The organism is Bacillus sp. Cr_A10 (assembly GCF_029222665.1).
Taxonomy (GTDB): Bacteria; Bacillota; Bacilli; order Bacillales_A; family Planococcaceae; genus Psychrobacillus.
The window spans coordinates 39,691-65,195 of sequence record NZ_JARHXR010000019.1; the positions used below are offsets into that span (position 1 = coordinate 39,691).

The window sequence follows — 25,505 nt, forward strand, 5'->3', positions numbered from 1 at the left end:
TGAGGTGATAAAATCGTGTTGATTCGAAAGTTTAACAAAAATGAAAGTGGGTTGAACCGTTTTTTCGGACCGCTTGAGGCAAAAATAATGGATATCTTATGGAACGATGTTGAAATGACAATAAAAGATGTTCAACAAGTTCTGGACCGTGAAAAGGGGACCAATTTTAACACGGTTATGACTGTTATGAATCGACTGGTCGAAAAGGGGATTCTTCAAAAGAGGACTGAAGGAAGATCTTCATTATATAAACCAGTTCTATCGAGAGATCAGTTTTTACATACGCAGTCAAAGGAAATGACGAACGAATTAATGGATGAATTTGGAACTGTTGTCGTTAGTCATATGCTAGATGCACTAGAAGACGTTGATGACGATTTAGTCGCTAAACTCGAGAAAAAAATTAAAGAATTAAAAAAGGATAAGTAATTTATGTCAAAACGTCAATCATCAATTATGTTCATCGTATCACTTGTCATTTCCGGAATAATCTTTCTTCAAATGGCTCTATATATTATCTCGATGTTAGCAGGATGGAACGTTAAGTTTAATATAGTTGCAGTTTGTCATAGTACCTTAAAAGCAATTGGATTATCCTCACTTGAATATGTCCTTGATGCACTTGTTGTTTATACCGTTCTCCTTGTCCTTTGGAAAATGGGGTCACAAATAATACATGCATCCAGAATGAAAAGAAGGTTTCAGCAATACAGAGAGAAAAAGCTGACAACCAAAATGAATAAGATGTATGGTAGTGGAGAAGAGGATATTTTAGTCATCTCTTACCCAAGTCCAATCGCAATAACTATGGGGTTTATACGACCTAAAATTGTCGTTTCAACAGGTTTGATTAATCTATTAAACGAGGAAGAACTAAAGGCTGTAATAGCTCACGAAAATTTTCATCAAGAAAATCGTGATCCATTTAAGATTTTTTTACTCTCACTATGTTCCTCGACAATTCGCTATATTCCAATTCTTAAGTGGTTTAATCAAAAATATAGAATCATTCAGGAAGTATTGGCAGATGAATTCGCAATCGAGAAACAAGAGACATCTGTGTACTTAGGGAGTGCATTGTTAAAAATATTGAAAGTTGGAAAGCAAGAAAAAATGCCTTTTACCTATGCATCCTTTGCGGATACATCTGTAAATTATCGAATTCAATATATTTTAAATCCCTTAAAGAATGTTGAGTGGAAGGTACCTGTAAGGGAAGCGTTCCTGTCGTTAGCTATTTTTATCTTAATCTGTATATTTTTTATTTACGCTTTAGCGTAAATTTTTTACCATATTACACTACAGTATGTAGTTTGAATCAGGAGTGTTTTTTATATGTCTAAGAAAATATTTTGGGTGATCGGTATAGTTGCGGTATGTCTTATAGCGATTGTTGTGTTAACGGATGCTAAAGAAAAGGCAGTCGATATTAATTACGAAGGACAGCCGTTTATAGGGGAAGAATCTGCCCCAGTTGAAATAGTTGAATTCGGTGATTACAAATGTCCACATTGCGGGGAATTCAATAACAGTCTCATTCCTATAATAAATCAAGAATTAGTTGAAACAGGAAAAGCGAAATTTTACTTTATGAATTATTCATTTATTGCAGCTGATTCAACGACATCTGCACAATTTGCGGAAACGGTTTACAAAGAGCTTGGAAATGAAAAGTTTTGGGAATTCCATCATCTATTATTTGCAAATCAAACAACAGAAACTGGGCAAACGAATTTAATGACAGAAGACTTCTTAAAGGCAGTATTAGCAGAAGTTGCAAATCCTGAGGAAACAGAGAAAGTTATGCTTGCATTTAAAGAAGGCAAAGGCAAAGAAGCATGGGATAAAGATATGAGTATCGCTAATAGCCTAGGTGTCACAGCAACTCCAACAATCTTTGTCGGCGGAAAAGAATTTACTGGAGGAACAATGGACGATTTAGCCAAGATGGTGGATGAGGCGGCTTCTGATGGTAAATAGATCTCTACTGTTTGCATGGGTTGTCTCCATTATAGCGTTGGTTGGAAGTTTGTTCTTCAGCGAGCGAATGGGCTTTATACCATGTACACTTTGTTGGTATCAAAGAATTTTGATGTATCCTCTTGTTATATTTTTAGGTATTGCTTTTTATAGAAATGACAGAACAATATATACGTATATTTTACCTTTCTCTGTTATAGGGATGTTGGTTTCTAGTTATCATTATGCACTTCAAAAGATACCTTCCATGCATGAATTTAGTGCGTGTACGAGCGGAGTTCCATGCTCAGGTCAATACATTAACTGGTTCGGATTTGTGACGATTCCTTTTTTGGGACTCATAGCTTTTACTTTTATTACAATTATGATGCTAATGCTTTGGAAACGTAAATAACTATACTTATTTGGAAATAAAATCTTGGTGAATCTCAGAAAATCTCGGGAGTATCTCAGAGAATCTCGGGTGTATCTCAGAAAATCCGGGGGTATCTCAGAAAATCTCGGGAGTATCTCAGAAAATCCCGGAGTATCTCAGAAAACTCCAGGGATATCTCAGAAAACCAGAAAGGATAGGGATAACTATGGATAAAAAGAAAAAAAGGTTTTACATGCGTCTAGTTATATTAGGATTAATGATTGGAGCTATCGGCTTAACCATTTATTCAAATTTAACTAAAGAAAAAAATGCTATATTGCAGGTAGGGGATTATGCTCCTGACTTTGCGCTTGTTGATATGAATGGAGAAGAGCATCAATTATCGGAATATAAAGGGCAAGGTGTCTTTCTAAATTTTTGGGGAACTTGGTGTAAACCATGTGAAAGAGAATTCCCTCTCATGGACAAACAATATCAAGAATACAAAGACCAAGGTCTTCAAATATTAGCAGTAAACATTGGTGAATCAGATTTTCAGGTTCAAAAGTTCGTAGATCGTAAAGGCTTAACTTTCCCTGTATTAATTGATGATAATAAAAGTGTAATGGAAACTTATAATATCAATCCTTTACCTACAACCTTTCTAGTAAACCCAGAGGGGAAAATAGAAAAAATAATTACAGGCGAAATGAGTGAAGAAACCATTAAGCGTTATATGGAGCAAATCATGCCCAGCATATAATTAATTAATCATAGTTATAAATAATGGCGTTCATTTTAGTTAAAACTTTAACTATATGAACGTCATTTTTGTAGTTAATACATCTATTAAGACAAAAAGCACTGTTTAATTTGTAGACACGTAAAGATGGGAAAGAATACAGTATTAATCGATAGCCAAGCGCACATCCGTGTTCAATTCTCTGAGTTGCTGATACACATTTTGTGAAGATTTTTCAAAAAATAAATCTTTTTTGTTGCATACCCCTCATAGGTATCATATAATAAGTGCAAGGATAGGAGGTTGCTTAGTTGGACAATGTATTAGAAGAAAGTACAAATGCATCTGACATTTCTTGTAGAAAAAGTCATCACCCTGAACATGTAAAAAAAGACTTAACGAATCGTTTAAATCGTATTGAAGGGCAGATAAGAGGAATTAAAGGTATGGTCGAAAAGGATGTCTATTGCGACGATATCATTACTCAACTTTCTGCAACTCAGTCGGCTCTAAACAGTGTTGCGAAGGTACTTTTACAGGGTCATTTAAAGGGCTGTGTGGTTGATAGGCTAGCTGAGGGTGACGACGAAGTTCTAGATGAATTGTTAGTAACAATACAAAAACTAATGAAAAAATAAAGGAGGAAATTTAAATGGTAAATCAAGTTACATTACAAGTACAAGGAATGTCATGTGGTCATTGCGTTAACTCAGTAGAAGGTAGTGTTGGGAAGTTAGATGGCGTTGAACAAGTAAAGGTTCATTTAGAATCAGGAAAAGTAGATGTATCATTTAACGATGAAAAAGTAACTGTAGAAAAAATTAAAGAAACAATCGACGATCAAGGATACGATGTTCAATAAATTATGAGTGCTTCTTGGAGCACTCTCTTTCTTACATTAAAATATACCCCCTAACCGTATATAAAGAAGAGGTGAAAAAGGATGAGAAGTGAGTTAAAAGAAACAAGTCTTCAAATTACAGGGATGACATGTGCTGCCTGTGCAACAAGAATTGAAAAAGGCTTAAAGAAAATGGATGGAGTGGAAGAGGCAAATGTAAACTTGGCACTTGAAAAGTCATTGATTAAATTTAATCCTGAAAAACTCAATGACAAAGATTTCGAAAAGAAAATTCAAGATCTTGGGTATGGTGTTGCCAAAGAGAAAAAGGAGTTTGCTATTACAGGAATGACGTGTGCTGCCTGTGCAACGAGAATTGAAAAGGGACTGAGTAAGCTGGAAGGTGTATCTAGTGCTAATGTCAATTTAGCTCTCGAAAATGCAACGGTTGAATATAATCCATCTCAAGTTTCCGTTATGGATATTATTTCTCGAGTCGAAAAGCTTGGCTATGAGGCACACAATAAAGAAAATGAAAAGGAAGCAATAGATTATAGAGAGCAGGCGATACAGAAACAAAAAAGAAAATTTATCCTTTCTGCTATTTTATCTTTACCTTTGTTGTGGACGATGGTTGGACATTTTTCATTTACGTCGTTCATTTATATGCCCGACATTCTAATGAATCCGTGGGTACAAATGGCGCTTGCGACACCTGTGCAATTCATCATTGGTAAACAATTTTATGTCAGCGCGTATAAAGCATTGCGAAATAAAAGTGCGAATATGGATGTACTTGTCGTAATGGGAACATCCGCTGCCTATTTTTATAGTGTGTATCAAGCGATTATTATGGCAGGTGAGCATCATAGTGCTCAGCTTTACTTTGAAACAAGTGCTGTATTAATTACCTTGATTTTGTTAGGAAAATTGTTTGAAGCTAGAGCTAAAGGACGATCTTCTGAGGCTATTAAAAAGCTGATGGGATTACAGGCAAAAACAGCGTTAGTCATTAGAAATGAAACGGAAGTAGAAATACCACTAGAAGAAGTGGTCACAGGGGAAATTATTTTAGTAAAGCCTGGTGAAAAGATTCCAGTCGATGGTGAGGTAATAGAAGGAAACACAGCTGTTGACGAGTCAATGCTTACAGGAGAAAGCATTCCTGTAGATAAAACAATTGGGGATACATTGTTTGGTTCTACTATAAATAAAAATGGTTTTCTTAAAATGAAAGCAACCAAAATAGGTAGAGACACTGCTCTTGCTCAAATTATTAAAGTGGTAGAGGATGCGCAGGGCTCTAAAGCTCCTATTCAGAGACTTGCTGATAAAATTTCAGGTGTGTTTGTGCCTATCGTAATCGGTATTGCCATTATTACCTTTTTAGTGTGGATTGTATGGGTCGTTCCAGGTGAATTTACACCTGCATTAGAAGCGCTAATTGCAGTTTTAGTCATTGCATGTCCTTGTGCTTTAGGACTTGCGACACCAACTTCGATTATGGCTGGTTCTGGTCGTGCTGCAGAGTTTGGAATCCTGTTTAAAGGTGGAGAACATTTAGAAACTACTCATCATATTGATACGGTCATTGTTGATAAAACGGGAACTGTAACAAACGGTAAGCCTGAGTTAACCGATGTAATCGTAGCAGATGGAGTAAATGAGGAAGAATTTTTAGCTTTAATTGGTGCAGCGGAGAAACAGTCGGAACATCCTCTTGCTGAAGCGATTGTTCAAGGGATTCAAGCGCGTAATATACAGCTTGAAAGCGTTCAACACTTTGAGGCTATCCCTGGTTATGGCGTTAAAACAACTATAAATGGAAAAGAGATTATTGTAGGAACCAGAAAGCTAATGAATCAATATAATGTGGACATTTCCGGTATTCAAATTGTTATGGAGGAATTAGAAGCTAACGGAAAAACAGCGATGTTAGCAAGTATAGAAGGGACATATGCAGGACTTATTGCAGTCGCTGATACGATTAAAGACTCTTCTAAAAAAGCCATTAAACGGTTAAAAGAAATGAATATTGACGTTATTATGATGACAGGTGATAACGAAAGAACAGCTACTGCAATTGGTAGAGAGGTTGGAATTGACCATGTTATTGCAGAAGTACTTCCTGAGGGAAAAGCGGATGAAGTAAAAAAACTGCAGGAGAGTGGCAAGAAAGTTGCTATGGTTGGTGACGGTATTAATGATGCGCCAGCGTTAGCAGTTGCGGATATCGGTATGGCTATTGGAACAGGGACAGATGTGGCGATGGAAGCGGCAGATATTACATTGATACGTGGAGACTTAAACAGTATAGCGGATGCGATCATTATGAGTCATAAAACAATGAAGAATATTAAACAAAATTTATTTTGGGCATTCGCTTATAATACTTTAGGTATTCCAATTGCGGCAGTAGGGTTATTGGCACCTTGGGTAGCCGGTGCAGCCATGGCTTTCAGTTCTGTATCGGTTGTTCTCAATGCTCTACGCTTACAACGAGTCAAGCTAGAGAAATAAATTTAACGAGCAATTACTATTGTGAAGAACTCGTATCCATAAAAGGAATAGTTTTCTTGTTTTATTAAAATTAATAAAGGGAAAAAATAGCTATAAGGAGGAATACGAAGATGAAGATAAAGTTATTGTTAGGAATAGTTTCGCTTTTTACTGGGTTTACATTAGCGGCATGTGGTAGTAATCAAGAGGAGCCAAATGCAACCGAAGGCCAGGATACGGATCATTCAGAAATGAATCACTCTGATATGAGCCACTCTAGCTCAGGTGTGATTCCTGCTGGTTTAAAAGAGGCAGATAATCCGACCTACCCGGTTGAAAGTAAAGCAATTTTGAAAACGGATCACATGAATGGCATGAAAGATGCAGAAGCGACGATTGTAGGAGCTTATAATACGACTGCTTATGTAATTTCTTATACTCCAACTACTGGAGGTGAAAAAGTAGAGAACCATAAATGGATCATTCAAGAAGAAATTAAAAATGCTGGTCGCAAAACATTAGAACCAGGAACCGAAGTCACAATAGAGGCCAGTCATATGGAAGGGATGGATGGAGCAAAAGGAACAATAGAGTCATCTGAAAATACTACTGTATATATGGTAGATTACACTCCAACGACTGGTGGAGAAGAAGTAAAAAATCATAAATGGGTAACAGAAAGTGAGCTAACATCAAAATAACTCTTCATATTCGGTTTGAACTCATTTCTTATAGGAAATTATACTATTAGGAGGTGAGTACATGAATTCTAAATATGATGAATGTCTAGAAGCTTGTATAGAATGTCTCAAGGCTTGCAATACATGTTTTGATGCTTGTTTAAGAGAAGATGACATTAAAATGATGGCGGGATGTATACAATTAGACCGTGCGTGTGCGGATGCCTGTGCATTTGCGATACAAGCAATGACTACAAATAGCCCTTTTGTAAAAGAAATTTGTCGACTTTGTGCGGATATATGTGAAAGCTGTGCTCGTGAATGTGCGAAACACGACCATGAGCATTGTAAAAAATGTGCGGAAGCTTGCCTAAAATGTGCAGAAGCGTGTCGCATGAGAAGTCTTTAAGTCAATATTTCTTGAAAAGATGTTAAAAAAGTCGAAGAGAGGCTTTTTAACATCTTTTTTTGATTCTTTCGTCCTAGAAATATGCTTGAACAACTTTATGACTATAGTAAGATTGATTATTCAGATAAAGTGGTAGAATGATAAATAGGAGAATTTTAAGAAAGGGGTGACCCTATATGAATATAGTTAAATCTACTGGTAATGGTATGTCTCATCAGATTGCTAGCTTGGAAGAAAGGAAAAGAGCTATACAACGTAAAGATGCAGGAGATGCATATCGAAGACAAGCTGAGTATTTTAAACCGAAAGTACCTACATTGTCAGAATTAGAGGATTTATTACTAGGAAATAAAGAGAGAGAACTTGATTCACCAGAAGTAAGTGCGGCAGTCCGTGAATTTCAACAAATAGAGAGTGCTACTAGTAAACAACAAAATATTCTGGACATTAAAGGACCAAGCCTTTCTGTGCAAACGATTGGTGGACCAACACCTGAAAGAACAATTGAGCTTTTAGAAAAAGTACGGAGCTCAGCACTAGAACCAGCCAATCCAACTCCACAGGATGTAAGAATTGCTGCTAGCGCGACTGCAAAAATTCAGCAAGTACAATCACAGATTATATTAAATCAAGAAGCAAACCGTCAAATAGAGTTGGAAGTAAAAAGACAAATCGAAGATGAAGCAGCTGTTTTCAATCGCTCTGTTCAAGCGGATTTTCAATCTCCAAAAGTGTTAGAAGAGGATTTGGAGAACTTACAGAAAAAACGATTAATAGAACAGGCAATTGCCAAATACTCCTATCAAGTACAATTGAAACGCAATGGTTTTACAGATACGCAGCCTAGTTTCTTTCGAATAGCTTAGGAGTAACAAATTATGGTGAAGAAACACAAAACAAATGCTGTTCGAATGTTGGAACAGCAAAAAATATCGTTTGATTTAATTGAATATGAGTTAACAGGAGATCAAGTAGACGGGGTAACTGTAGCTAAAAAAATTGGCTACCCCGTTTTTGTTGTGTTCAAAACATTAATTGTCACCGCAGGACCACAAAAATATTTTGTTTGTATTATACCAGTAGATAAAGAACTAAATTTAAAGGAAGTAGCAAAAGTAGTAGGGGAGAAAAAAGTAGAATTGCTACCACTAAAGGATTTGCTACAGACTACAGGATATATAAGAGGTGGATGCTCCCCCTTCGGAATGAAAAAACTATTTCCTACTCTTGTTGACATAAGTGCTAATAACATGGAGTTTATCATTGTAAGTGGTGGGAAAATAGGACTCCAAGTAAAACTTATGTTAGCCGATTTGCTTAAAATGACAAAAGGAAAGGTAGCGACAATCAGTAAAAATGAAAATGAATAGCTTTTCATCTCTAGAAAGATATAATTAAAATTATAGTTTTTTAAAGATGAAATGAGTTGATTATTGATGAAAAAGGAATTAATTTGGCGCTGGGCATTTTTTATAGCAGGCGTCACCCTCATGTCATTAGGAATTTCGATGACAATTAAAGGACAACAATTTGGGATAAGTCCATGGGATGTTTTGCATGTTGGACTATTTAGACACTTAGGGTTATCGATTGGAACGTGGGCTATACTTACAGGGATATTTATCGTGATCGTAACTATGATTGGTACGAAGAGATTTCCCCAATTAGGAACCTGGCTAAATATACTTTTCATTGGTTCCTTCATTGATATGTTTAATTGGTTGTTGCCAGATATCACGAGCTTTATAGGTCAACTAATAATTTTTATATTTGGCGTGATTGTTATGGCCATTGGTGTTGGTGTCTATGTATCTCCTAATGTGGGGGCTGGACCACGAGATTCTCTCATGCTGTTAATCATAGCAAAAACGGGATGGAGTATAAAAAAAGTACGTACAGGTTTAGAAGTGATTGTAGGTTTTGTCGGGTGGATTCTTGGAGGGCCAGTAGGAGTAGGAACTGTTATTATTGCATTATTGCTCGGGCAGTTGGTTCACTATGCTTTGCCCCTCTCTCAAAAGTTATTATTTCAAATATGTGGCTATACATTACCATTCGCAAAAGTAAGCGCTGAAAATCAGGAATGATTTTTGGTGCTTTTTTTCATAATTCTACTTTTGTGAGCATACATTATCCATTGAATGAAAGATAGAGAGGATGATGATATGAACGGTACTATTACACACTATATAGGGAAATCGTATACGGGCCAAGGAGTTAAGAGTTTTTATAAAGAAATCATACACGAAGCTAAAAAAGTTTACTTTTTAAAGGGACCGACCTCTTATCGACTGACAGAAATATTGAAGGAAATTGGCTATGTAGCATTACGAAGAGGGAATAATATGGAGTGGTTTTATGATCCCCTTCAAGAAGATGTATTGGATGGAGTGTATATTACGGATACTAAAACCCTTTATATACAAACAGATACTTTAGATCCATCTTATTATGGCGCAGGACATGAGTGGGTGCCTTATTATAATGCTTACGATGAAAGAAAACTTCATGATATCGGTCCACTTGTTCGTGATAAGCAAATTGCGAATGAGGTATGGTTAACAAAAGGGCTCCAAGCATTAAGTCGTGCAAAGGTAATTCATGATGAGTGGGAGCAACTCACCCATCCTGCTATTCAATGGGATGGCATAAACAATTTGCTGACACAATTAAAAAAGACAGCGATTGGTAATGTAGCACTTCAAAAGAAACCTACAGTAACGCATCGTTTAATGGGATCACTTACTCCAGTAGGTGCTAAGGATACGTTACAATCCATTTCTAAAAACTTAAAGTCTCGTTTGTTTATAAAGGGATTACCTGGTAGTGGAAAGTCTTCTTTCATCAAAAGCTTTGGAGAAGAAGCTAAGAAACATGGATTAGATACTCGTCTTATTTGGTGCGGATTGGATTCAAATAGCGTAGACGGAATTGTCGTTCCAGAGTTACAAATGTGTTTGGTAGACGCAACCAGTCCACACGTTTACGAGCCTGAAAGAGAAGGGGATGAAATAGTTGACTTCTTTCCTCATATAGACCAATCCTTAGTGAATGAAGAAAAGATTGCAGAAGTGAAACATAGATATTCAGAAGAGATGCAACTTGCACAAGACTATATATCGACGTATGCAGGAGATTTAAAGGTTATTAAGAAACTATACGATAGTGCAATTGATGAAGATAAATGGACAGAATTGCAAAATAAAATGATAGAGACTGTTGGTACTTATTAGTATGTTTCAATCTAACATAAGATATTTGAGCTATCAAACACAAAACCGTTGATGTTAGTCAGCGGTTTTTTTTATTTTTGCTTTAATCATGGTAAGATAGAAAAGACTATTTCGCTTGAAAGGAAGATGACCTTGTCAAACGTATTAAACAATTTTTTAAAAGAAAACTTAGATGCATTGAAAAACCAAGGGCTATATAACGAAATCGACCCAGTAGAAGGCCCAAACGGATCGAAGATAACTGTAAATGGTTCTGAACTGATAAACCTATCTTCTAATAATTACTTGGGTCTAGCAACGAACCCAGAACTAAAACGCATTGCAAAAGACGCGGTGGACAAGTACGGGGTAGGAGCAGGAGCAGTTCGTACAATTAATGGAACTTTGGATCTTCATATTAAGCTAGAGAAAAAGCTAGCAGAGTTTAAAGGAACGGAAGCAGCAATTTCCTATCAATCAGGGTTTAACTGTAATATGGCCGCAATTTCAGCTGTTATGGACAAAAATGATGCGATCCTTTCAGATCAATTAAACCATGCATCAATTATTGACGGTTGCCGACTTTCGAAAGCGAAAATAATCGCTTTCAACCACTCGGATATGGATGATTTACGTGCAAAAGCAAAAGAGGCAACTGAATCTGGCTTATACAATAAAGTAATGGTCATCACAGATGGCGTATTTTCTATGGACGGGGATATTGCAAAACTTCCTGAAATCGTAGAAATTGCAAAAGAATTCGACCTCATTACGTATGTTGACGACGCACACGGGTCAGGTGTTACAGGAAAAGGGAAAGGAACTGTAAAGCATTTCGGTTTAGAGAAAAAAATCGATTTCCAAATCGGAACGCTATCTAAAGCAATCGGAGTAGTAGGTGGATATGTTGCAGGTAAAAAGGATTTAATCGACTGGTTAAAAGTTCGTTCCCGTCCGTTTTTATTTTCCACTGCCCTACCACCTGGTGACGTAGCAGCAATTACAGCTGCTGTTCAAATGATTATAGACTCTACAGAGTTACACGATAAGCTTTGGGAAAATGGAGACTACTTGAAAGCCGGATTATCTAAACTTGGCTTCAATATTGGTGCTTCTGAGACACCGATCACACCATGTATCATTGGAGATGAAAAACTGACGCAACAATTCTCCAAACGATTATTTGAAGAAGGTGTATACGCAAAATCTATCGTCTTCCCAACCGTACCAAAAGGCACAGGCCGAGTTCGGAACATGCCAACTGCAGCACACACAAAAGAAATGCTCGACGAAGCATTAGGTATATATGAAAAAGTAGGGAAAGAGCTTGGGGTAATTTCATAAAAAAATTAAGGAAAGCAGCCATTTATATGGCTGCTTCAGACTATAGATAAACTCTAAGGATTATGAGTTTATCTATAGTCTTTTTCATTTAAAATAAATAATTTGATAAATAGAATTGCGATTTCCGCTCCCGGCGGACGCTTTCCGCGGGCGGGGCCGAGCCGCTTCCTTCGCAATGCTCAGTCCAGGGTCTCGACTGTCCCGCTTTTCCCGCTGGAGTCGCCGCCTCCGCTCCAATCAATATATTGGATGATTACATAATGATATAAGTCAAGGATCTACATAAAAACACATCATTAGAGCTGATGGGTTAGGAAGACAATAAGTCTAATCAATGACCGTGAACAGTTAGAGATGCTGACGCAGCGTCATATTTGGGAATATTTACACCGGTAAAATACATAAATAATGTCAAAAGAGATATCTAGAGGAAAGCCTTTCGATACCTTTTGTCGACAATTCGGAAGCAGCCATTGATATGGCTGCTTTTTTCTATTAAAGTTTCAAATTTATGCCTTTTGCATAAGCTACATACAAAACTAAATAAATTCACTTGTTGTATATCACCAACGAACAGCGTATAATAAAATTTATTAAAATATTGCTATATCAACGTTCTTAAGAAGAAGTTTGTACTTCCCATAAATACAATTGTTTTTGAAAGGAAGAAAAGTTATATGAAAAAGATAATGGTTACTGGTGCTTTAGGACAGATTGGTTCGGAGCTAGTCGTAAAACTTCGAAATGAGTATGGTGCTGATAATGTATTGGCGACCGATGTAAGAAACATTTCATCTGCAGTGTCCGAAAGTGGACCGTTTAAAATTCTCGATGTAACAGATGGAGAAAAAATGCATGAGTTGGCAAAAGATTTTCAAGCAGATACGATGATTCATATGGCAGCACTTTTATCGGCTACTGCAGAAGCTAAGCCGTTGCTTGCATGGAACTTAAACATGGGTGGATTGGTGAATGCACTGGAAGCTTCACGTGATTTAAATATGCAGTTTTTTACACCAAGTTCTATCGGTGCATTTGGACCTTCAACACCTAAAAAGAATACACCTCAGGATACTCTGCAACGTCCAACTACTATGTATGGAGTGAATAAGGTATCAGGAGAACTTCTTTGTGACTATTACTTTCATAAATTTGGTTTAGATACTCGAAGCGTCCGTTTTCCAGGTTTGATTTCAAACGAAACTTTACCAGGTGGGGGTACAACCGATTATGCGGTAGATATTTATTATAAGGCATTAAAGGAAGGGAAATACACTTCCTATATTGCTGCAGGGACATTCATGGATATGATGTATATGCCTGATGCGCTTCAATCTATCGTGGATTTAATGGAGGCAGATGGGTCTAAGTTAATTCATCGTAACGCTTTTAATGTTACGGCAATGAGTTTCGAGCCCGAGCAAATTGCAGCATCTATTAAAAAGGTTATTCCGACATTTACAATCAACTACGAGGTAGATCCAGTACGTCAAGCGATTGCAAATAGCTGGCCAGATTCGATTGATGCATCAGCAGCAGAAGCGGAGTGGGGATTCACTTATAAATATGATTTAGATGCGATGACGAAAGATATGCTTGAAAAATTGACAATGAAAAAAGCAGCGGGTTCCTTGTAAAAGGACTCGCTGCTTTTTTTGACGTACGCCACAAGATTACAGATAAAAGAAGGGTTGGTCGCGATGATAGTCACGAACCAACCCTTCAAAGTTGAAACGATTGAAACCAATATTGAAAGTGTACGATTTTTAAAATAGTAAATGTGCAACTAATGCAATGATAGGGAATGAAATAAGTGTACGCAGCAAGAAAATAACGATTAAATCTTTAAAGTTAACAGGAATTTTCGAGCCGAGTAACAAGCCACCTACTTCAGACATGTATATTAACTGCGTAACAGACATGGTTGCGATAAAGAAACGAGTCATCTCAGAGTCAATAGATGCACCTAAAATAGAAGGCAAGAACATGTCAGCAAATCCAACGACCATCGTTTGTGCTGCTGCTGCAGCTTCAGGAATTCCGAATAGCATTAACAAAGGCTCAAATGGTTTGCCAAGTATAGTAAAGACAGAAGTATATTCCGCAAGCATTAATGCAATCGTACCGAATGCTAAAACAACCGGTGCCACGCCAATATACATATCAATTACATTTTTAAAGCCATCTGAAAAGAATTTATAAATAGATCTATTACGATTCGCAGTGTTCAATGCATTTTCTAAGCCATGCGTAATTGCATTATAATTTTCTGGGTGCTTTTCCGCCTCTAAATCTAACGGTCGACCGTCAATATGGTTTTCTTCCTTGCCAGCAAGTGGATAGATTCTTGGCATAATAAAAGCTAGAACAACCCCACACAATAAAACAGTCAAGTAATAAGGGATAAAGTAATTGGATAGTCCTACTTCTTCGAGAACGACGATACAAAATGTAATGGATACTACTGAAAATGTAGAACCGATAATTGCCGCCTCTTTTTTCGTGTAGTAACCTTCCTCATACTGTCTGCTTGTTAGTAAAACCCCAATTGTTCCATCGCCTACCCATGAAGTTAAGGCATCAACTGCAGAACGACCAGGAAGTTTGAACAATGGACGCATGATTTTCACCATCATCGTACCAAAAAACTCTAGTAATCCGAAATTCAATAAGAGCGGTAGTAATAATCCCGCAAACAAGAAAATAGTAAATAGGAAGGACACCAAACCATCAGGGCTTAATAACATTCCACCTGTATTTTCATTACGAACGACTTCCGGTCCCACTTCAAAAACAATCATATAGGCAAAAATAGCTCCAATGACACGAGTCACGGTCCAAAATGGGGTTACTTTAAAGAGATTATTAATAAATGTATTCTTTTTAGGAACGAATAAAAACATCACTGAACCTATTGCTGCTATCGACATTGTTACGAGAGAAACCCAGTGAATAACTGGTTCTAATACTCCTGCAAGAAGACTAGCAAAATAAGCAATGGGAATTTGTGTTGCTCCTTCAATTGGCAAAGGAATCATAAATAATATTACACCTACTATAGAAGGTAGTAGGAATAGAAACCAAGTAGACAGTGAAAACTTTTTCAAAGTGTTAGACCAACTTTCTGTAAATGAATAAATATGCGTTTGGTGTAATCATTCATACATATTAATTCATTTAATATGGGAAGTCTATAGGATTGCGTTATGTTCCATTATTCGAAATCTTTACTAAAATTGTACGTATAGAAACGTTCATAATGAAGCCAATTTTCTGCTTCTGGTTCACCATCTGCTAACCGTTTCTCCATTTCCTCGAGCATCCAAGCTGTTTGAGAAATATGTGCTCTCATGGAACCCATTTTTTCTTCTTTTGATTCTTTAATATTATGAATTACGTCGGGCTCTCCAAGAACTTCTCTTGAATTGTTTGAAAACGCAAGTGCATACACTGTAGGACGTTTTTCTTCTGGCATACGACGGACAGCTCGTATCATCGCACGACCAGTAGCGTCATGATCAGGATGTACTGCATAGTTTGGATAGAATGTAATAACTAGAGAGGGGTTTGTGTCTTTTATTAAATTCTCCATCATTTCTACCATTTTTTCATCATCTTCAAATTCTACTGTTTTGTCTCGAAGACCCATCATTCGAAGGTCTGTCACACCCATAGACTTTGCAGAAGCAAGAAGTTCTTGTTTTCGAATTTGAGGTAGTGTTTCGCGTGTTGCAAACGGAGGGTTGCCTAAGTTTCTTCCCATTTCTCCTAACGTTAAGCAAGCATATGTTACGGGAATTCCCTGTTTTATATATGTAGCAATCGTACCAGAAACACCGAAAGCTTCGTCATCTGGATGAGGGAATACGACCAAAACGTGTCGTTCCATTGGTAAAGTCATTTCAATTCCTCCTTAATAAGTGAATGGTGTTCTGCTAATTTGAAGTGCAACTGCAAGTTTTCCGCTTTGATCATGACCTGCCATTAATAATCGACCATGCTCATCTAACTCATAATGTGTGATTCCTTGGGCATAAACCCAACCGTGCGGAAGTTTAAGGCCAACTCGATGTGGTGCCTCACCGGCTACTTTTCCAAGTTCATAACGTATAACCACATTGCGAATAAAAGCACCTGCATTAAAAACATTCTCATTGAAATGAGTTGCATAAGCCCCATTCGTTGTTTCTAAATGTATATAAACATCTTCGTTTGCAAAATTATTTAAAAGCTCTTGTAACTGCTCTACATGGACAAGTTCCATTTTTAAATAGCCTCCTAGCATACTGTCTTTTATTAGTATAATGAAAAAATGTTTTTGATGCGAATGATTGAGCTATTAATGATCAAAACAAAAAACTCGCAAAGCCAAAGAGACTTTGCGAGAAATTAGAAATAATATTAAACGATAGTAGTGGTAACTTCGGGTGCACCGAATTTACCTTTCGCTCCGTGAAGAACAGGTCCAACGTATTGGTTTAGTTTCCAACCATGTGTAATTGCTGCAGAAACAAATTCTTTTGCTTCGAATACTGCATCCGACACTGTCAGTCCATTTGCTAAGTTTGCTGTAATTGCAGCAGCGAATGTGCAACCAGCACCATGATTGTAAGTTGTTTCTGTTTTTTCTGTTTCTAATAATGTGTGAGTTTGTCCATCATAGAATAAGTCTACTGCTTTTTCATGTGCTAATTGTTTACCGCCCTTAACTACAACATTTTTTGCACCAAGTGCATGTATTTTTTCGGCAGCAGCTTTCATGTCTTCCACAGTTTTTAATGCGCCAAGTCCAGAAAGTTGTCCAGCTTCGAACAGATTAGGTGTCACAACTAAAGCACGTGGAAGTAAAAACTCGATCATTGCATCCACAGTACCAGGATTCAACACTTCATCCTCACCTTTACAAACCATCACCGGATCTATAACAACACTGCTTACGCCAGATTCTTCAATAATATTACCAGCTGTCTCGATAATTTCTTCTGTACTTAACATTCCTGTTTTTATAGCATCAACATCTGTTGATAATGCTGTTTTTGCTTGACGCTTAATTTCCTCTACGGGAATAGAGTATACTCCGTGGCTCCATCCATTGTCAGGATCCATCGTAGCAATAACAGTTAATACGTTCATTCCGTAGGTTCCATGCTCTTGGAACGTTTTTAAATCTGCTTGTATTCCAGCGCCGCCTGAAGTATCAGAGCCTGCAATCGTTAATGTTTTTTTGATAGACATGGTGTAATTTCTCCTTTTTCTTTGCAATATACAATATTTTTAATTATAACAGATTAGATCATTATTTTGTTTAAGGTAGTTTTGGAGCAGTCCATAATTTAATTAAAACAAATACTAAAATAATTGCAATGATAAAACAAATACTAGATCCTATGAGTATTCCGTTTATAAATAAAGAAAATGCTAAAAAGATAAGAAATGCTATTAATAGAATCATTCCCAAAGTAAAGCAACCCATTCCAATATTTTTAGCTTTTTCTGGAACTTCATTCGACGTACTAGCAGCTTTTTCTATATTTTTTAGTTTTTCACGAAAATGTAAATCGGCCATTTGCATGTCTCCTTTTTTTTATCCTATCATGTATTGGATAGTTGTTAATATAGAAACTTTTCGGTACTGTTAAACGTAATAGATTAAGAGGAAAGGGGGGATGACATGCGAAACGACGATAAAAAAATTCGTGAAATGGAAAAACTATTAGAAGAGTTAAAAGCACAGAAAGAATCAGCAGCTACCATTGTAGAAAATCCGACTAGAAAAGGATTCGGATTTTGGAAGGTACCGCGTGTTTTATCCAATCTGCGTTTTAAAACTTTTATGGTTTTAGCGATTGCCGTTCTTTTATTATTTGCTGCCTTACCATTTGCTGCTTTTTGGGCAATAAAAGGAAGTACATTCACGGAAAGCAAAGGATCGTTTCTGGAGCAGGTACAAGCCTTGAATGAATTATCGACTGCTCAAGCATTTACAAAAGTAATTATTGAACGACAAGATAATGCGGTATTTGGAAAAGAAATCGGTATTGATTTGCCAGGAACAAAAAGACAATTACTCGTAGTTGTCCCTGGTTCGGTAAAAGCAGGAGTGGACTTCTCTCAAGTAACAAATGCTGATATAAAAGTGGATGAGAAAAATAAAACTGCAGAACTAACATTACCTAAAGCTCAATTTTTAGGAGGACCAGAAATTTTATTTGATCAAGTAGAAGTATTTTCTTATGAAGGATTATTCCGTGAAAAAGCGGATATAAAAGAAGCATATGAGCTTGCTGAAACTGCCAAGGAAATGATGATTGAAGAGGCAACAGGACAAGGTTTATTGCAACTTGCAGAAGAAAATGCTGCAACATCTGTAAAAGAAATGTTCGGATTGGTAGATTTTGATGTCCAGGTTGAATTTAAGGAGTGATGTGTCATGACAACTTGGAAAGAAATTTTTGACGAAGAACGTAGTAAGTCATACTTCTTAAAACTAAACGACTTTCTAGACAAGGAGTACACAGAACATACTATTTATCCAGCACGGGCGGATATCGGAAGTGCTCTTCGTGCCACGCCTTTTAACGAAGTGAAGGTAGTAATTCTTGGTCAAGATCCGTATCACGGGCCGGGACAAGCCCATGGTATGAGTTTTTCTGTAAAGCCTGGAGTTGCGATTCCACCAAGCTTACGCAATATGTTCAAAGAACTTTTGGAAGATATCGGTTGTCCTCTTCCTACAAGTGGTTATTTAGAAAGCTGGGCAAAACAAGGAGTTTTATTGCTCAACACGGTTTTAACGGTTCGTGCAGGAGAGGCTAATTCACATAAAGGACAGGGTTGGGAAGTACTCACAGATACCATTATAACTAAACTATCAAATAGAGAAGAGCCCATCATTTTTGTCTTGTGGGGTAAACCGGCACAACTAAAAAAGAAACTGATAGATACAAGAAAGCATGTTATTCTAGAAGCCCCACACCCGAGCCCACTCAGTGCACATAGAGGTTTTTTTGGAAGCAAGCCCTATTCTAAAATAAATGCACAGCTAGAAGCATGGGGAGAGAAGCCAATCGATTTTTGCCTCTAGTTATGCTAGTATATGGAATGGAAAGTGGGGGAGTGAATTGGCCGTAAACTGTTTTAAATGCCGACACTTTTTTACTACATGGGATGCAGGTCATCCACGTGGCTGTAGGGCTTATGGGTTTAAAACGAAAGAACTTCCCTCTGTATTGGTGAAGCGTACATCTGGGATGGAGTGCTTGAAATTTGAACCGAAGCAAGGGGAGGGTCATAAGAAATGATTTCTAGTGAACAAATATTAATACAAATAGAAAAACAAGTGCATAAAGCAAAAATGGAAACGAATGAACAATCGACAAGAGAGGCATTAGTTGCGATTCGTGCATTATGTGATGTCGTGTTAGATTCCTCGACAACTTTACCTCCTGTTTTAAGCACGGTTCCAACATCTCCAAAAGTATCTACGCAATCGAGTGTATTAAAAGAAGACGATGCAAATGGAGAATCATTATTTGATTTTTAATAGAAAGTAGGAGGTCAATATGAAATTATTTATCATTGCAGGGGCTATCAATGGATTTCTTTCGGTTGCACTAGGAGCATTTGGTGCACATGCTTTAAAAGCAACTTTATCAGAAAAATATTTAGCTACTTGGGAAACTGCTGTACAGTATCAAATGTTTCATGCACTTGCACTAGTGGCAATTGGCATATTGATGAGTGAAAAATTAATTGGTCATGTGTCATCCTTGAATACTGCAGGTTATCTTATTTTAGTAGGAATCATTTTATTCTCCGGAAGCCTATACGTATTGAGCTTATCAGGTATTAGTGTTCTTGGTGCCATCACACCAATCGGTGGCGTAGCGTTTTTAGTCGGATGGATCATGTTAATCGTTGCTGCAGTAAAATATGCAAGTTAATTAATTGGAAGGCCAAAAATAACCATCCCCGTTATGTTTTGAATAGACAGGTAATTTTAAACGCTAAGTTGAATACTATCTTAACATTCATTTTAACACCGCCTATAGCGGTGTTTTTTTACAACAAAAAATAGCCCATTTAAATGAGCTGACCCGTTTAATATTCCATTTTTATTTATATATTTTGATTCTCTTTAAGTCGTTTATTTTCTTCTTCCAATTCAAGGATTCTTCTTCTATTCGATCTTTTTGTAGCCCGAACAATGGCAATAATTATCACTACAAAAATCAATAACCAAAAAATCAATGGCAAAATTGCTAAGAAAGTTTCCATGTAATTCCCTCCCTGTTAGTAATCATAATCTAAAAATTCATCATATGCAGTAAAATTTCAGAATTTATTCTCGAGACTTATTGGCTTGTAATTATTTTCTAGAAACTATTAGAAAATGGCGGAACGAGACAAGTTCACCGATAAACGAGACTAATTTGTCCAGGAGCGAGACCAATTCTAGCATAATCAAGACCAATATCCACATAACCGAGACCATTTCACATAGTTATCCTTAAAGTGAGATGTTCTATAATTGTATAAGAGATACCAATTCGTTAGTCAAAGTCCAAATTAAAAAGCTTATCCTTGAAAACGGATAAGCTTTTCATTTTATAAATTGTAGTTGATTTCCTCATCAAATGTTACATAATCTAAGTAAATCATAAGCATTAAGTATCTTTTTCCGCTAGGATCACTAAGAATGACATGATCTCGACCAGCAGCTTCGATATAGCCTTTAATCACTTTGGCGTTCCATTCCTTATTATTTTCGAAAGTGAAATAAAAGGTACCAAGCTTTCCTTTGTTCATTCTTAAAATGTTTTCAATGTAGGATTCTTCCTGACGAGCGGCTGCGGGTGTGGTTGGTTGAATGTTTGGTGGGGTCATTTGTTGCTGTTGTTGTGGTTGTGGTTGTGGATAGCCTCCAGGGTACCAATAATATTGAACCATTCATACATCCTTTCTTTTTAGATATTTGGACAATCTGTAGTTGTAGGAGAGTAGAAGCAATGTGCTTTATAACGTCCGGCGTTCCATTGGTTATACCATTGGGGAGGACAATCGCCTGGGGTTCAAAAATTCATAATGAGCGTTCTGCAGGATAAAAGCGTTCGCCTTGAACAACCCGTTTAGCTATCAGAATCCCGTGCTCGTTGATAAAAATAGGATTTTTGTGTTGCTTCAAATCCACCAGGACTTTGAAAAACCATTTCTTCCAGGTTACGGATATCTTTGAAATCTAGGCAGTAGACAAGAACTCGGTTCACTCCGACATTCCCTACCATAAGCATTCCAGATCGCCTTCACCCTCTGCCTCAGCACGCATTAGCCTTGCTAGTAAATCCAGTTGTTTATCATTGTATTGGATTACTGCCAACGCATCACCTCCTACACTACACTATGCAAGGAGATCTATCATCATACCGAAATGCATGGATGCTAAATAAAAAAAGCTGCATAAGCTGCAGCTTTTTGTAACGATTAAATATTGAAAAACTCTAAGCGTTTTTCTCCTGCAAGAATGGTACCGATGAAGAATGAACCGAATTCTGCATAACGAGCACTTACTTCGTCAAAACGCATTTCATATACTAATTTTTTAAATTGAAGTACATCATCTGAGAATAAAGTAACGCCCCATTCGAAATCATCGAATCCGACAGAACCAGATATAATTTGTTTTACTTTTCCTGCATAACCGCGGCCGATTTTCCCGTGACTAGCCATTAATGCACGGCGATCATCCATAGAAAGCATATACCAGTTATCATTGCCATCGCGACGCTTGTCCATCGGATAGAAGCAAATGTATTGTGAACGTTGAAGCTCTGGGTATAAACGAGCACGTACATGTGGATTTTGATATGGATCCTCGTTAGATTCGCCAGCAAGATAATTAGACAATTCAACTACAGAAACATAAGAGTAAGCAGGGATTGTAAAATCCGCAATTGTTAATTTATTAAACTTTGCTTCTAGTTCTTGAAGTTCATCCACTGTTGGACGTAATGTCATTAACATGAAATCGGCTTTTTGGCCTACAATTGTGTAAAATGCATGTGCGCCTGTTTTTGCGTCATCTGCTTGTTGTAATTCGTCTAGGAATGCGACAAATTCATCCGTAGCTTGTTTACGAAGTTCTGGATCAACTTGCTTCCATGATGCCCAGTCCATTTGTCGGAAATCATGTAATACGTACCAACCATCTAGTGTAATTGCTGCTTCATTCATTGAGTAAGACACTCCTTTTAATTAAAATTTCGCATTTTTAGTGTATCATACAACCGCCAAACTTTCCCGTTTAGCATGCACTTACGCATGACAATGTGTGACAAAGTCGTGTATGCTTGAATTAACGAAAAAGATAGTAGGAGGGCTAAATATGGCAGATTTATTTCAAGAGTTAAAAGATAAATTAAGAAATGCCAATATATCCATTGTGCTGCCTGAAGGAACGGATGAACGTATTATTGAAGCTGCATTAAAACTTCAAGAAGAAGGAATAATAAAGCCGGTTGTAATTGGCACTTCTCAAAGTCTTCCTAAAAATCTCACTGTTATTGATCCTGAAACGTATGAAGAAATAGATGAGCTGGTGCTGGCATTAGTAGAACGACGTAAAGGAAAAGTTACCCAAGATGAGGCCAGAGAGCTATTAAAAGACGTTAATTATTTTGGAACTATGCTTGTGTATACAAAGAGAGCGAACGGATTAGTAAGTGGAGCAGCACATACAACAGCTGAAACGGTGAGACCTGCACTTCAAATTATTAAGACAAAGCCAGGTATCTCTAAAACAAGCGGGGCTTTTATTATGGTGAAAGACGACCTTCGTTATGTATTTGCAGATTGTGCAATTACAATAGCCCCAACGAGTGAAGATTTGGCAGAAATTGCAGTAGAAAGTGCGAAAACTGCTGCAGCTTTCGGAATAAAACCAAAAGTTGCAATGCTATCTTTTTCTACCAAAGGCTCTGCACAATCAGAAGAGACCGAGAAAGTAGTGAAAGCAACAGAAATGGCAAAGAAATTAGCCCCAAATGTTGCGATAGAAGGTGAATTGCAATTTGATGCTAGTATCGTCCCAGCAATCGCTGCAAAAAAAGCACCTGAAGCGGTTGTGCAAGGGGATGCAAATGTATTTGTTTTTCCATCACTGGAAGCTGGGAATATAGGATATAAAATTGCGGAACGTTTAGGTGGATTTGAAGCAATTGGACCTATTCTACAAGGATTGAATGCACCAGTAAACGATTTGTCACGCGGATGTTCTGCAGAGGATGTATATAAGCTGGCTTACATTACAGCAGCACAAGTGTTGAATTAAGGAGTTAACTAAATGTCTCAAATAGAAGATTTATTACAGCAAGAAACATGGCGATTTTGGGATCAATCGCTTAGTGGAAAAAGTCGTTCTGCCTTAGAGTCCTTTGCTTCGGATGATTTGCTATGCCATTTAGTTGGGCAAGGGCATTCCCCCGCAACGGTTCGAACATGGGTACACGACAATACAGTTGTGCTTGGAATTCAAGATCATCGTCTCCCGTTTGTAGAGGATGCACAGAATTTCTTACGTACACGAGGGTATTCTCCGATAGTTCGTAATTCTGGTGGACTTGCGGTTGTTTTGGATGAAGGAGTTCTTAATATTTCAATTGTCTTATCTGAAATCGATCAGTCTATTGATATTCCCACTGGATATGAAGTAATGCTTGAATTTGTTCGTCTATTATTCCCAGAAGCAGAAGGGAAAATTGAAGCTTATGAAATTGTAGGATCGTATTGTCCAGGTTCATATGATTTAAGTATTGGTGGAAAGAAGTTTGCTGGAATTTCTCAGAGAAGACTGCGTCAAGGAATCGCCGTTCAAGTTTATTTATGTGTGGAAGGTAGTGGAAGCGAGCGAGCAGATTTAATCCGTCAATTTTATGAAATTGGTGTACAAGGGGAAGAAACTAAATTTAGTTATCCAGTAATCAAACCAGAAGTCATGGCATCTTTAAATGAATTACTGGATGCCTCTTTTACAGTGGAAGATATCGTCATTCGCACCCAACAAATCTTACAACATCTATCTACTAACGTTGTCTCTCAATCTGCCACACAAGAAGAAATGGAACTCTACATGTTTTATTTGCAGCGGGTAGTAGATCGAAACAAAAAGATGCTTGATAAGTAGTTTTACTTTCAGTCTGAACGAAAAAGCTTGTCAATCAAGTTGGAAGCGAAGATAACATAAGTTCATGAGCTTACAACGAAGTCAAAACGCGATTTATTGCAAGCAAGGAAAAGTGAAAGTGTTTCTCAACAGTAAGAAAAAAACCACCAACTTTTTAAATGGTTGGTGGTTCTTTAGATATTAGGTTACCGTTTTTCTCCATCTGAAATACTGGAGTAGTTGGTGCGTCTTCATCATTCAATGTAACCAATCGTCTAGCACGGTTCATAATTTGAACGAATTGCTCGTAATCTTGTTTAATTGCAGCATTTTCTTTTTCCAGCTTCGCAATTTCACTTTCTAGTTTTCTAATTTTCTCAGTAGAAACGTTTGCTAAATGGCGATATCTTGAAATGTCTGAATCACTATGTTGTAATCGAACAAGATACGCGATGATTATATCAATTGATAATGCAGAAACTGGTATAGAAGCTGGACGCTCACCGCTTTCAACTGGCTTTGCTAGATAAATACCATTTCCTCTACGTCTATAGTCTTTTCCTAATAGACGAAGTTTTTCTTTGCGTTCTTTTTTTGCTTCTTTCAATTCTTTTTCATATTGATGACGTACTACTGCATTCCAGCGAAATCCACATGCAGCAGCTGTACGATTCAATTCATCCCCAGCTTCTTCAAATGCATTTAATTGTGTGCTGCCTTCTCGTACATGTCGTAGCACCATCTCTGCAAGCATTTCGTCGTTTTCTTCCATCCATGCGTCTTGTCTTATTTTTACCATGTTTGTCCTCCTACCATGTTCATAGTTTCGTTGTTCTATTAACATAATGGACAACTTAGTGCTCTTTTATTCACGTAAAATACACTTGATAGCAATATAAACTTTAAGATACAATGACCTGTAGACTATTACTATATATAGAAAGGGTTGTGGACAATATGGCAAACCATTTTCGAGTTTGCGATGAGTGTCAGGCCGTTAATTTAAAAACGTTAATTCCAAAGCTCAAAGCGATAGATCCAGAGGCAGAAATTGAAATTAAAGAATGTCAATCCTACTGTGGACCAGGTCGAAAAAAGACGTTCGCCTTTATTAATAACCGTCCAGTTGCTGCCTTGACCGAAGATGAATTAATGGAAAAAGTACGAGCCAAACTTGAAGCATAAATAGAACTTATACCGCTTTCAAAGAGCGGTTTTTTTCTTTATAATAGATGAAATACATACAGCTCAGCACCTAGGTAGAGATAGGTGCTTACGCTTTAAAT

32 protein-coding genes and 1 pseudogene are annotated in these 25,505 nt (G+C 37.2%); 23 read left to right on the forward strand and 10 right to left on the reverse strand.

Annotation, left to right across the window (positions count from 1 at the left end; translation table 11 throughout):
- The first annotated feature begins 15 nt into the window (after positions 1-15).
- The 16 genes from P2Q73_RS16470 (at position 16) to P2Q73_RS16545 (ending at position 13,699) form a co-directional block, all read left to right on the forward strand.
- On the forward strand, positions 16-429 hold the full coding sequence (locus P2Q73_RS16470) for a BlaI/MecI/CopY family transcriptional regulator (RefSeq protein WP_275789166.1): 414 nt from the start codon (positions 16-18) through the stop codon (positions 427-429).
- 3 nt (positions 430-432) lie between these two features.
- On the forward strand, positions 433-1,281 hold the full coding sequence (locus tag P2Q73_RS16475; RefSeq protein WP_275789168.1) for a M56 family metallopeptidase: 849 nt from the start codon (positions 433-435) through the stop codon (positions 1,279-1,281).
- A 54-nt stretch (positions 1,282-1,335) separates the two neighbouring features.
- Positions 1,336-1,980: a DsbA family protein gene (locus tag P2Q73_RS16480; protein ID WP_275789170.1), complete on the forward strand. Its 645-nt coding sequence runs from the start codon at positions 1,336-1,338 to the stop codon at positions 1,978-1,980.
- The gene (locus tag P2Q73_RS16485) at positions 1,970-2,374 is read left to right on the forward strand and encodes a disulfide oxidoreductase (protein ID WP_275789172.1); all 405 of its coding nucleotides are present in this window, start codon (positions 1,970-1,972) and stop codon (positions 2,372-2,374) included. Before P2Q73_RS16480 ends, P2Q73_RS16485 begins: the two co-directional genes overlap by 11 nt.
- A gap of 187 nt (positions 2,375-2,561) precedes the next feature.
- Positions 2,562-3,098, forward strand: a complete 537-nt coding sequence (resA, locus tag P2Q73_RS16490; protein WP_056828164.1) for a thiol-disulfide oxidoreductase ResA — start codon at positions 2,562-2,564, stop codon at positions 3,096-3,098.
- Positions 3,099-3,388: 290 nt separating this feature from the next.
- Complete coding sequence (locus P2Q73_RS16495; RefSeq protein ID WP_053590601.1) at positions 3,389-3,715, forward strand: metal-sensing transcriptional repressor; 327 nt, start codon at positions 3,389-3,391, stop codon at positions 3,713-3,715.
- A gap of 14 nt (positions 3,716-3,729) precedes the next feature.
- Entirely contained in the window at positions 3,730-3,939 is a 210-nt protein-coding gene (gene copZ / locus P2Q73_RS16500) for a copper chaperone CopZ (RefSeq protein ID WP_056828163.1), read from the forward strand.
- Between the two features lie 81 nt (positions 3,940-4,020).
- Complete coding sequence (locus P2Q73_RS16505; protein ID WP_275789176.1) at positions 4,021-6,438, forward strand: heavy metal translocating P-type ATPase; 2,418 nt, start codon at positions 4,021-4,023, stop codon at positions 6,436-6,438.
- 110 nt (positions 6,439-6,548) lie between these two features.
- Positions 6,549-7,118, forward strand: a complete 570-nt coding sequence (locus P2Q73_RS16510) for a YdhK family protein (RefSeq protein WP_275789178.1) — start codon at positions 6,549-6,551, stop codon at positions 7,116-7,118.
- A gap of 61 nt (positions 7,119-7,179) precedes the next feature.
- Positions 7,180-7,506 (forward strand): four-helix bundle copper-binding protein, encoded by a 327-nt coding sequence (locus tag P2Q73_RS16515; RefSeq protein WP_053590597.1) that lies wholly within the window; start codon positions 7,180-7,182, stop codon positions 7,504-7,506.
- A 176-nt stretch (positions 7,507-7,682) separates the two neighbouring features.
- Entirely contained in the window at positions 7,683-8,372 is a 690-nt protein-coding gene (locus P2Q73_RS16520) for a hypothetical protein (RefSeq protein WP_275789181.1), read from the forward strand.
- 12 nt (positions 8,373-8,384) lie between these two features.
- Positions 8,385-8,876 (forward strand): Cys-tRNA(Pro) deacylase, encoded by a 492-nt coding sequence (gene ybaK, locus P2Q73_RS16525; protein ID WP_275789183.1) that lies wholly within the window; start codon positions 8,385-8,387, stop codon positions 8,874-8,876.
- 66 nt (positions 8,877-8,942) lie between these two features.
- Positions 8,943-9,593, forward strand: coding sequence for a YczE/YyaS/YitT family protein (locus P2Q73_RS16530; protein WP_275789185.1), 651 nt, complete (start codon positions 8,943-8,945; stop codon positions 9,591-9,593).
- Between the two features lie 78 nt (positions 9,594-9,671).
- The gene (locus P2Q73_RS16535; protein ID WP_056828156.1) at positions 9,672-10,739 is read left to right on the forward strand and encodes a hypothetical protein; all 1,068 of its coding nucleotides are present in this window, start codon (positions 9,672-9,674) and stop codon (positions 10,737-10,739) included.
- Between the two features lie 126 nt (positions 10,740-10,865).
- Positions 10,866-12,062 carry a glycine C-acetyltransferase gene (locus P2Q73_RS16540; protein WP_481747166.1) on the forward strand — a complete coding sequence of 399 codons (1,197 nt, stop codon included), beginning with the start codon at positions 10,866-10,868 and terminating at the stop codon, positions 12,060-12,062.
- Between the two features lie 677 nt (positions 12,063-12,739).
- The gene (locus P2Q73_RS16545; protein ID WP_275789190.1) at positions 12,740-13,699 is read left to right on the forward strand and encodes an L-threonine 3-dehydrogenase; all 960 of its coding nucleotides are present in this window, start codon (positions 12,740-12,742) and stop codon (positions 13,697-13,699) included.
- 129 nt (positions 13,700-13,828) lie between these two features.
- Here P2Q73_RS16545 and P2Q73_RS16550 read toward each other — a convergent pair whose 3' ends face one another.
- The 5 genes from P2Q73_RS16550 to P2Q73_RS16570 all read right to left on the reverse strand — a co-directional run bounded on the left by P2Q73_RS16550 (position 13,829) and on the right by P2Q73_RS16570 (position 17,628).
- Entirely contained in the window at positions 13,829-15,169 is a 1,341-nt protein-coding gene (locus tag P2Q73_RS16550) for a YjiH family protein (protein WP_056828152.1), read from the reverse strand.
- Between the two features lie 107 nt (positions 15,170-15,276).
- Positions 15,277-15,963, reverse strand: a complete 687-nt coding sequence (gene bshB2, locus P2Q73_RS16555) for a bacillithiol biosynthesis deacetylase BshB2 (RefSeq protein WP_053590589.1) — start codon at positions 15,961-15,963, stop codon at positions 15,277-15,279.
- Between the two features lie 12 nt (positions 15,964-15,975).
- Entirely contained in the window at positions 15,976-16,326 is a 351-nt protein-coding gene (locus P2Q73_RS16560) for a YojF family protein (RefSeq protein WP_053590588.1), read from the reverse strand.
- A gap of 137 nt (positions 16,327-16,463) precedes the next feature.
- Positions 16,464-17,297: a bifunctional hydroxymethylpyrimidine kinase/phosphomethylpyrimidine kinase gene (thiD, locus tag P2Q73_RS16565; RefSeq protein WP_056828150.1), complete on the reverse strand. Its 834-nt coding sequence runs from the start codon at positions 17,295-17,297 to the stop codon at positions 16,464-16,466.
- A 70-nt stretch (positions 17,298-17,367) separates the two neighbouring features.
- A complete protein-coding gene (locus P2Q73_RS16570) occupies positions 17,368-17,628 on the reverse strand; it encodes a hypothetical protein (RefSeq protein WP_056828147.1) in 261 nt (86 codons plus the stop codon).
- 105 nt (positions 17,629-17,733) lie between these two features.
- Here P2Q73_RS16570 and P2Q73_RS16575 point away from each other — a divergent pair, with 105 nt between their 5' ends.
- The 4 genes from P2Q73_RS16575 to P2Q73_RS16595 all read left to right on the forward strand — a co-directional run bounded on the left by P2Q73_RS16575 (position 17,734) and on the right by P2Q73_RS16595 (position 20,005).
- Positions 17,734-18,486, forward strand: coding sequence for a DUF4230 domain-containing protein (locus P2Q73_RS16575; protein WP_275789195.1), 753 nt, complete (start codon positions 17,734-17,736; stop codon positions 18,484-18,486).
- Positions 18,487-18,492: 6 nt separating this feature from the next.
- Positions 18,493-19,146 carry a uracil-DNA glycosylase gene (locus P2Q73_RS16580; RefSeq protein ID WP_275789197.1) on the forward strand — a complete coding sequence of 218 codons (654 nt, stop codon included), beginning with the start codon at positions 18,493-18,495 and terminating at the stop codon, positions 19,144-19,146.
- Between the two features lie 213 nt (positions 19,147-19,359).
- Positions 19,360-19,605 carry a YwdI family protein gene (locus P2Q73_RS16590; RefSeq protein WP_275789199.1) on the forward strand — a complete coding sequence of 82 codons (246 nt, stop codon included), beginning with the start codon at positions 19,360-19,362 and terminating at the stop codon, positions 19,603-19,605.
- 19 nt (positions 19,606-19,624) lie between these two features.
- Positions 19,625-20,005 (forward strand): DUF423 domain-containing protein, encoded by a 381-nt coding sequence (locus P2Q73_RS16595; protein ID WP_275789201.1) that lies wholly within the window; start codon positions 19,625-19,627, stop codon positions 20,003-20,005.
- 175 nt (positions 20,006-20,180) lie between these two features.
- Here P2Q73_RS16595 and P2Q73_RS16600 read toward each other — a convergent pair whose 3' ends face one another.
- From P2Q73_RS16600 to hemQ, 4 genes and pseudogenes are all read right to left on the reverse strand, one after another.
- Positions 20,181-20,339, reverse strand: coding sequence for a hypothetical protein (locus P2Q73_RS16600; RefSeq protein ID WP_275789203.1), 159 nt, complete (start codon positions 20,337-20,339; stop codon positions 20,181-20,183).
- 330 nt (positions 20,340-20,669) lie between these two features.
- Entirely contained in the window at positions 20,670-21,011 is a 342-nt protein-coding gene (gene gerQ / locus P2Q73_RS16605; protein ID WP_053590580.1) for a spore coat protein GerQ, read from the reverse strand.
- Positions 21,012-21,028: 17 nt separating this feature from the next.
- A pseudogene (locus P2Q73_RS16610) lies at positions 21,029-21,438 on the reverse strand (cell wall hydrolase).
- A 104-nt stretch (positions 21,439-21,542) separates the two neighbouring features.
- Positions 21,543-22,292, reverse strand: a complete 750-nt coding sequence (gene hemQ, locus P2Q73_RS16615; protein ID WP_053590579.1) for a hydrogen peroxide-dependent heme synthase — start codon at positions 22,290-22,292, stop codon at positions 21,543-21,545.
- 151 nt (positions 22,293-22,443) lie between these two features.
- On the opposite strand from hemQ, the gene pta reads away from it, so the two are divergent.
- Together pta and lipL are read left to right on the forward strand one after the other, a co-directional pair.
- Complete coding sequence (gene pta, locus P2Q73_RS16620) at positions 22,444-23,388, forward strand: phosphate acetyltransferase (RefSeq protein ID WP_056828131.1); 945 nt, start codon at positions 22,444-22,446, stop codon at positions 23,386-23,388.
- A gap of 12 nt (positions 23,389-23,400) precedes the next feature.
- Complete coding sequence (gene lipL / locus P2Q73_RS16625) at positions 23,401-24,240, forward strand: octanoyl-[GcvH]:protein N-octanoyltransferase (protein WP_275789206.1); 840 nt, start codon at positions 23,401-23,403, stop codon at positions 24,238-24,240.
- A 154-nt stretch (positions 24,241-24,394) separates the two neighbouring features.
- Here the strand turns inward: lipL and P2Q73_RS16630 are convergent, their stop codons facing one another.
- On the reverse strand, positions 24,395-25,018 hold the full coding sequence (locus P2Q73_RS16630) for an RsfA family transcriptional regulator (protein ID WP_053590576.1): 624 nt from the start codon (positions 25,016-25,018) through the stop codon (positions 24,395-24,397).
- 158 nt (positions 25,019-25,176) lie between these two features.
- On the opposite strand from P2Q73_RS16630, the gene P2Q73_RS16635 reads away from it, so the two are divergent.
- A complete protein-coding gene (locus tag P2Q73_RS16635) occupies positions 25,177-25,404 on the forward strand; it encodes a YuzB family protein (protein WP_053590575.1) in 228 nt (75 codons plus the stop codon).
- Positions 25,405-25,505 lie beyond the last annotated feature (101 nt).

Bases quoted from the DNA above. Each gene is read 5' to 3' on its own strand.
- P2Q73_RS16475 (WP_275789168.1), top strand. From the start codon at position 433: ATGTCAAAACGTCAATCATCAATTATGTTCATCGTATCACTTGTCATT.
- P2Q73_RS16480 (WP_275789170.1), top strand. From the start codon at position 1,336: ATGTCTAAGAAAATATTTTGGGTGATCGGTATAGTTGCGGTATGTCTT.
- P2Q73_RS16485 (WP_275789172.1), top strand. From the start codon at position 1,970: ATGGTAAATAGATCTCTACTGTTTGCATGGGTTGTCTCCATTATAGCG.
- resA (WP_056828164.1), top strand. From the start codon at position 2,562: ATGGATAAAAAGAAAAAAAGGTTTTACATGCGTCTAGTTATATTAGGA.
- copZ (WP_056828163.1), top strand. From the start codon at position 3,730: ATGGTAAATCAAGTTACATTACAAGTACAAGGAATGTCATGTGGTCAT.
- P2Q73_RS16505 (WP_275789176.1), top strand. From the start codon at position 4,021: ATGAGAAGTGAGTTAAAAGAAACAAGTCTTCAAATTACAGGGATGACA.
- P2Q73_RS16510 (WP_275789178.1), top strand. From the start codon at position 6,549: ATGAAGATAAAGTTATTGTTAGGAATAGTTTCGCTTTTTACTGGGTTT.
- P2Q73_RS16515 (WP_053590597.1), top strand. From the start codon at position 7,180: ATGAATTCTAAATATGATGAATGTCTAGAAGCTTGTATAGAATGTCTC.
- P2Q73_RS16520 (WP_275789181.1), top strand. From the start codon at position 7,683: ATGAATATAGTTAAATCTACTGGTAATGGTATGTCTCATCAGATTGCT.
- ybaK (WP_275789183.1), top strand. From the start codon at position 8,385: ATGGTGAAGAAACACAAAACAAATGCTGTTCGAATGTTGGAACAGCAA.
- P2Q73_RS16530 (WP_275789185.1), top strand. From the start codon at position 8,943: ATGAAAAAGGAATTAATTTGGCGCTGGGCATTTTTTATAGCAGGCGTC.
- P2Q73_RS16535 (WP_056828156.1), top strand. From the start codon at position 9,672: ATGAACGGTACTATTACACACTATATAGGGAAATCGTATACGGGCCAA.
- P2Q73_RS16540 (WP_481747166.1), top strand. From the start codon at position 10,866: ATGACCTTGTCAAACGTATTAAACAATTTTTTAAAAGAAAACTTAGAT.
- P2Q73_RS16545 (WP_275789190.1), top strand. From the start codon at position 12,740: ATGAAAAAGATAATGGTTACTGGTGCTTTAGGACAGATTGGTTCGGAG.
- bshB2 (WP_053590589.1), bottom strand. From the start codon at position 15,963: ATGACTTTACCAATGGAACGACACGTTTTGGTCGTATTCCCTCATCCA.
- P2Q73_RS16560 (WP_053590588.1), bottom strand. From the start codon at position 16,326: ATGGAACTTGTCCATGTAGAGCAGTTACAAGAGCTTTTAAATAATTTT.
- thiD (WP_056828150.1), bottom strand. From the start codon at position 17,297: ATGTCTATCAAAAAAACATTAACGATTGCAGGCTCTGATACTTCAGGC.
- P2Q73_RS16570 (WP_056828147.1), bottom strand. From the start codon at position 17,628: ATGGCCGATTTACATTTTCGTGAAAAACTAAAAAATATAGAAAAAGCT.
- P2Q73_RS16575 (WP_275789195.1), top strand. From the start codon at position 17,734: ATGCGAAACGACGATAAAAAAATTCGTGAAATGGAAAAACTATTAGAA.
- P2Q73_RS16580 (WP_275789197.1), top strand. From the start codon at position 18,493: ATGACAACTTGGAAAGAAATTTTTGACGAAGAACGTAGTAAGTCATAC.
- P2Q73_RS16590 (WP_275789199.1), top strand. From the start codon at position 19,360: ATGATTTCTAGTGAACAAATATTAATACAAATAGAAAAACAAGTGCAT.
- P2Q73_RS16595 (WP_275789201.1), top strand. From the start codon at position 19,625: ATGAAATTATTTATCATTGCAGGGGCTATCAATGGATTTCTTTCGGTT.
- P2Q73_RS16600 (WP_275789203.1), bottom strand. From the start codon at position 20,339: ATGGAAACTTTCTTAGCAATTTTGCCATTGATTTTTTGGTTATTGATT.
- gerQ (WP_053590580.1), bottom strand. From the start codon at position 21,011: ATGGTTCAATATTATTGGTACCCTGGAGGCTATCCACAACCACAACCA.
- hemQ (WP_053590579.1), bottom strand. From the start codon at position 22,292: ATGAATGAAGCAGCAATTACACTAGATGGTTGGTACGTATTACATGAT.
- pta (WP_056828131.1), top strand. From the start codon at position 22,444: ATGGCAGATTTATTTCAAGAGTTAAAAGATAAATTAAGAAATGCCAAT.
- lipL (WP_275789206.1), top strand. From the start codon at position 23,401: ATGTCTCAAATAGAAGATTTATTACAGCAAGAAACATGGCGATTTTGG.
- P2Q73_RS16630 (WP_053590576.1), bottom strand. From the start codon at position 25,018: ATGGTAAAAATAAGACAAGACGCATGGATGGAAGAAAACGACGAAATG.
- P2Q73_RS16635 (WP_053590575.1), top strand. From the start codon at position 25,177: ATGGCAAACCATTTTCGAGTTTGCGATGAGTGTCAGGCCGTTAATTTA.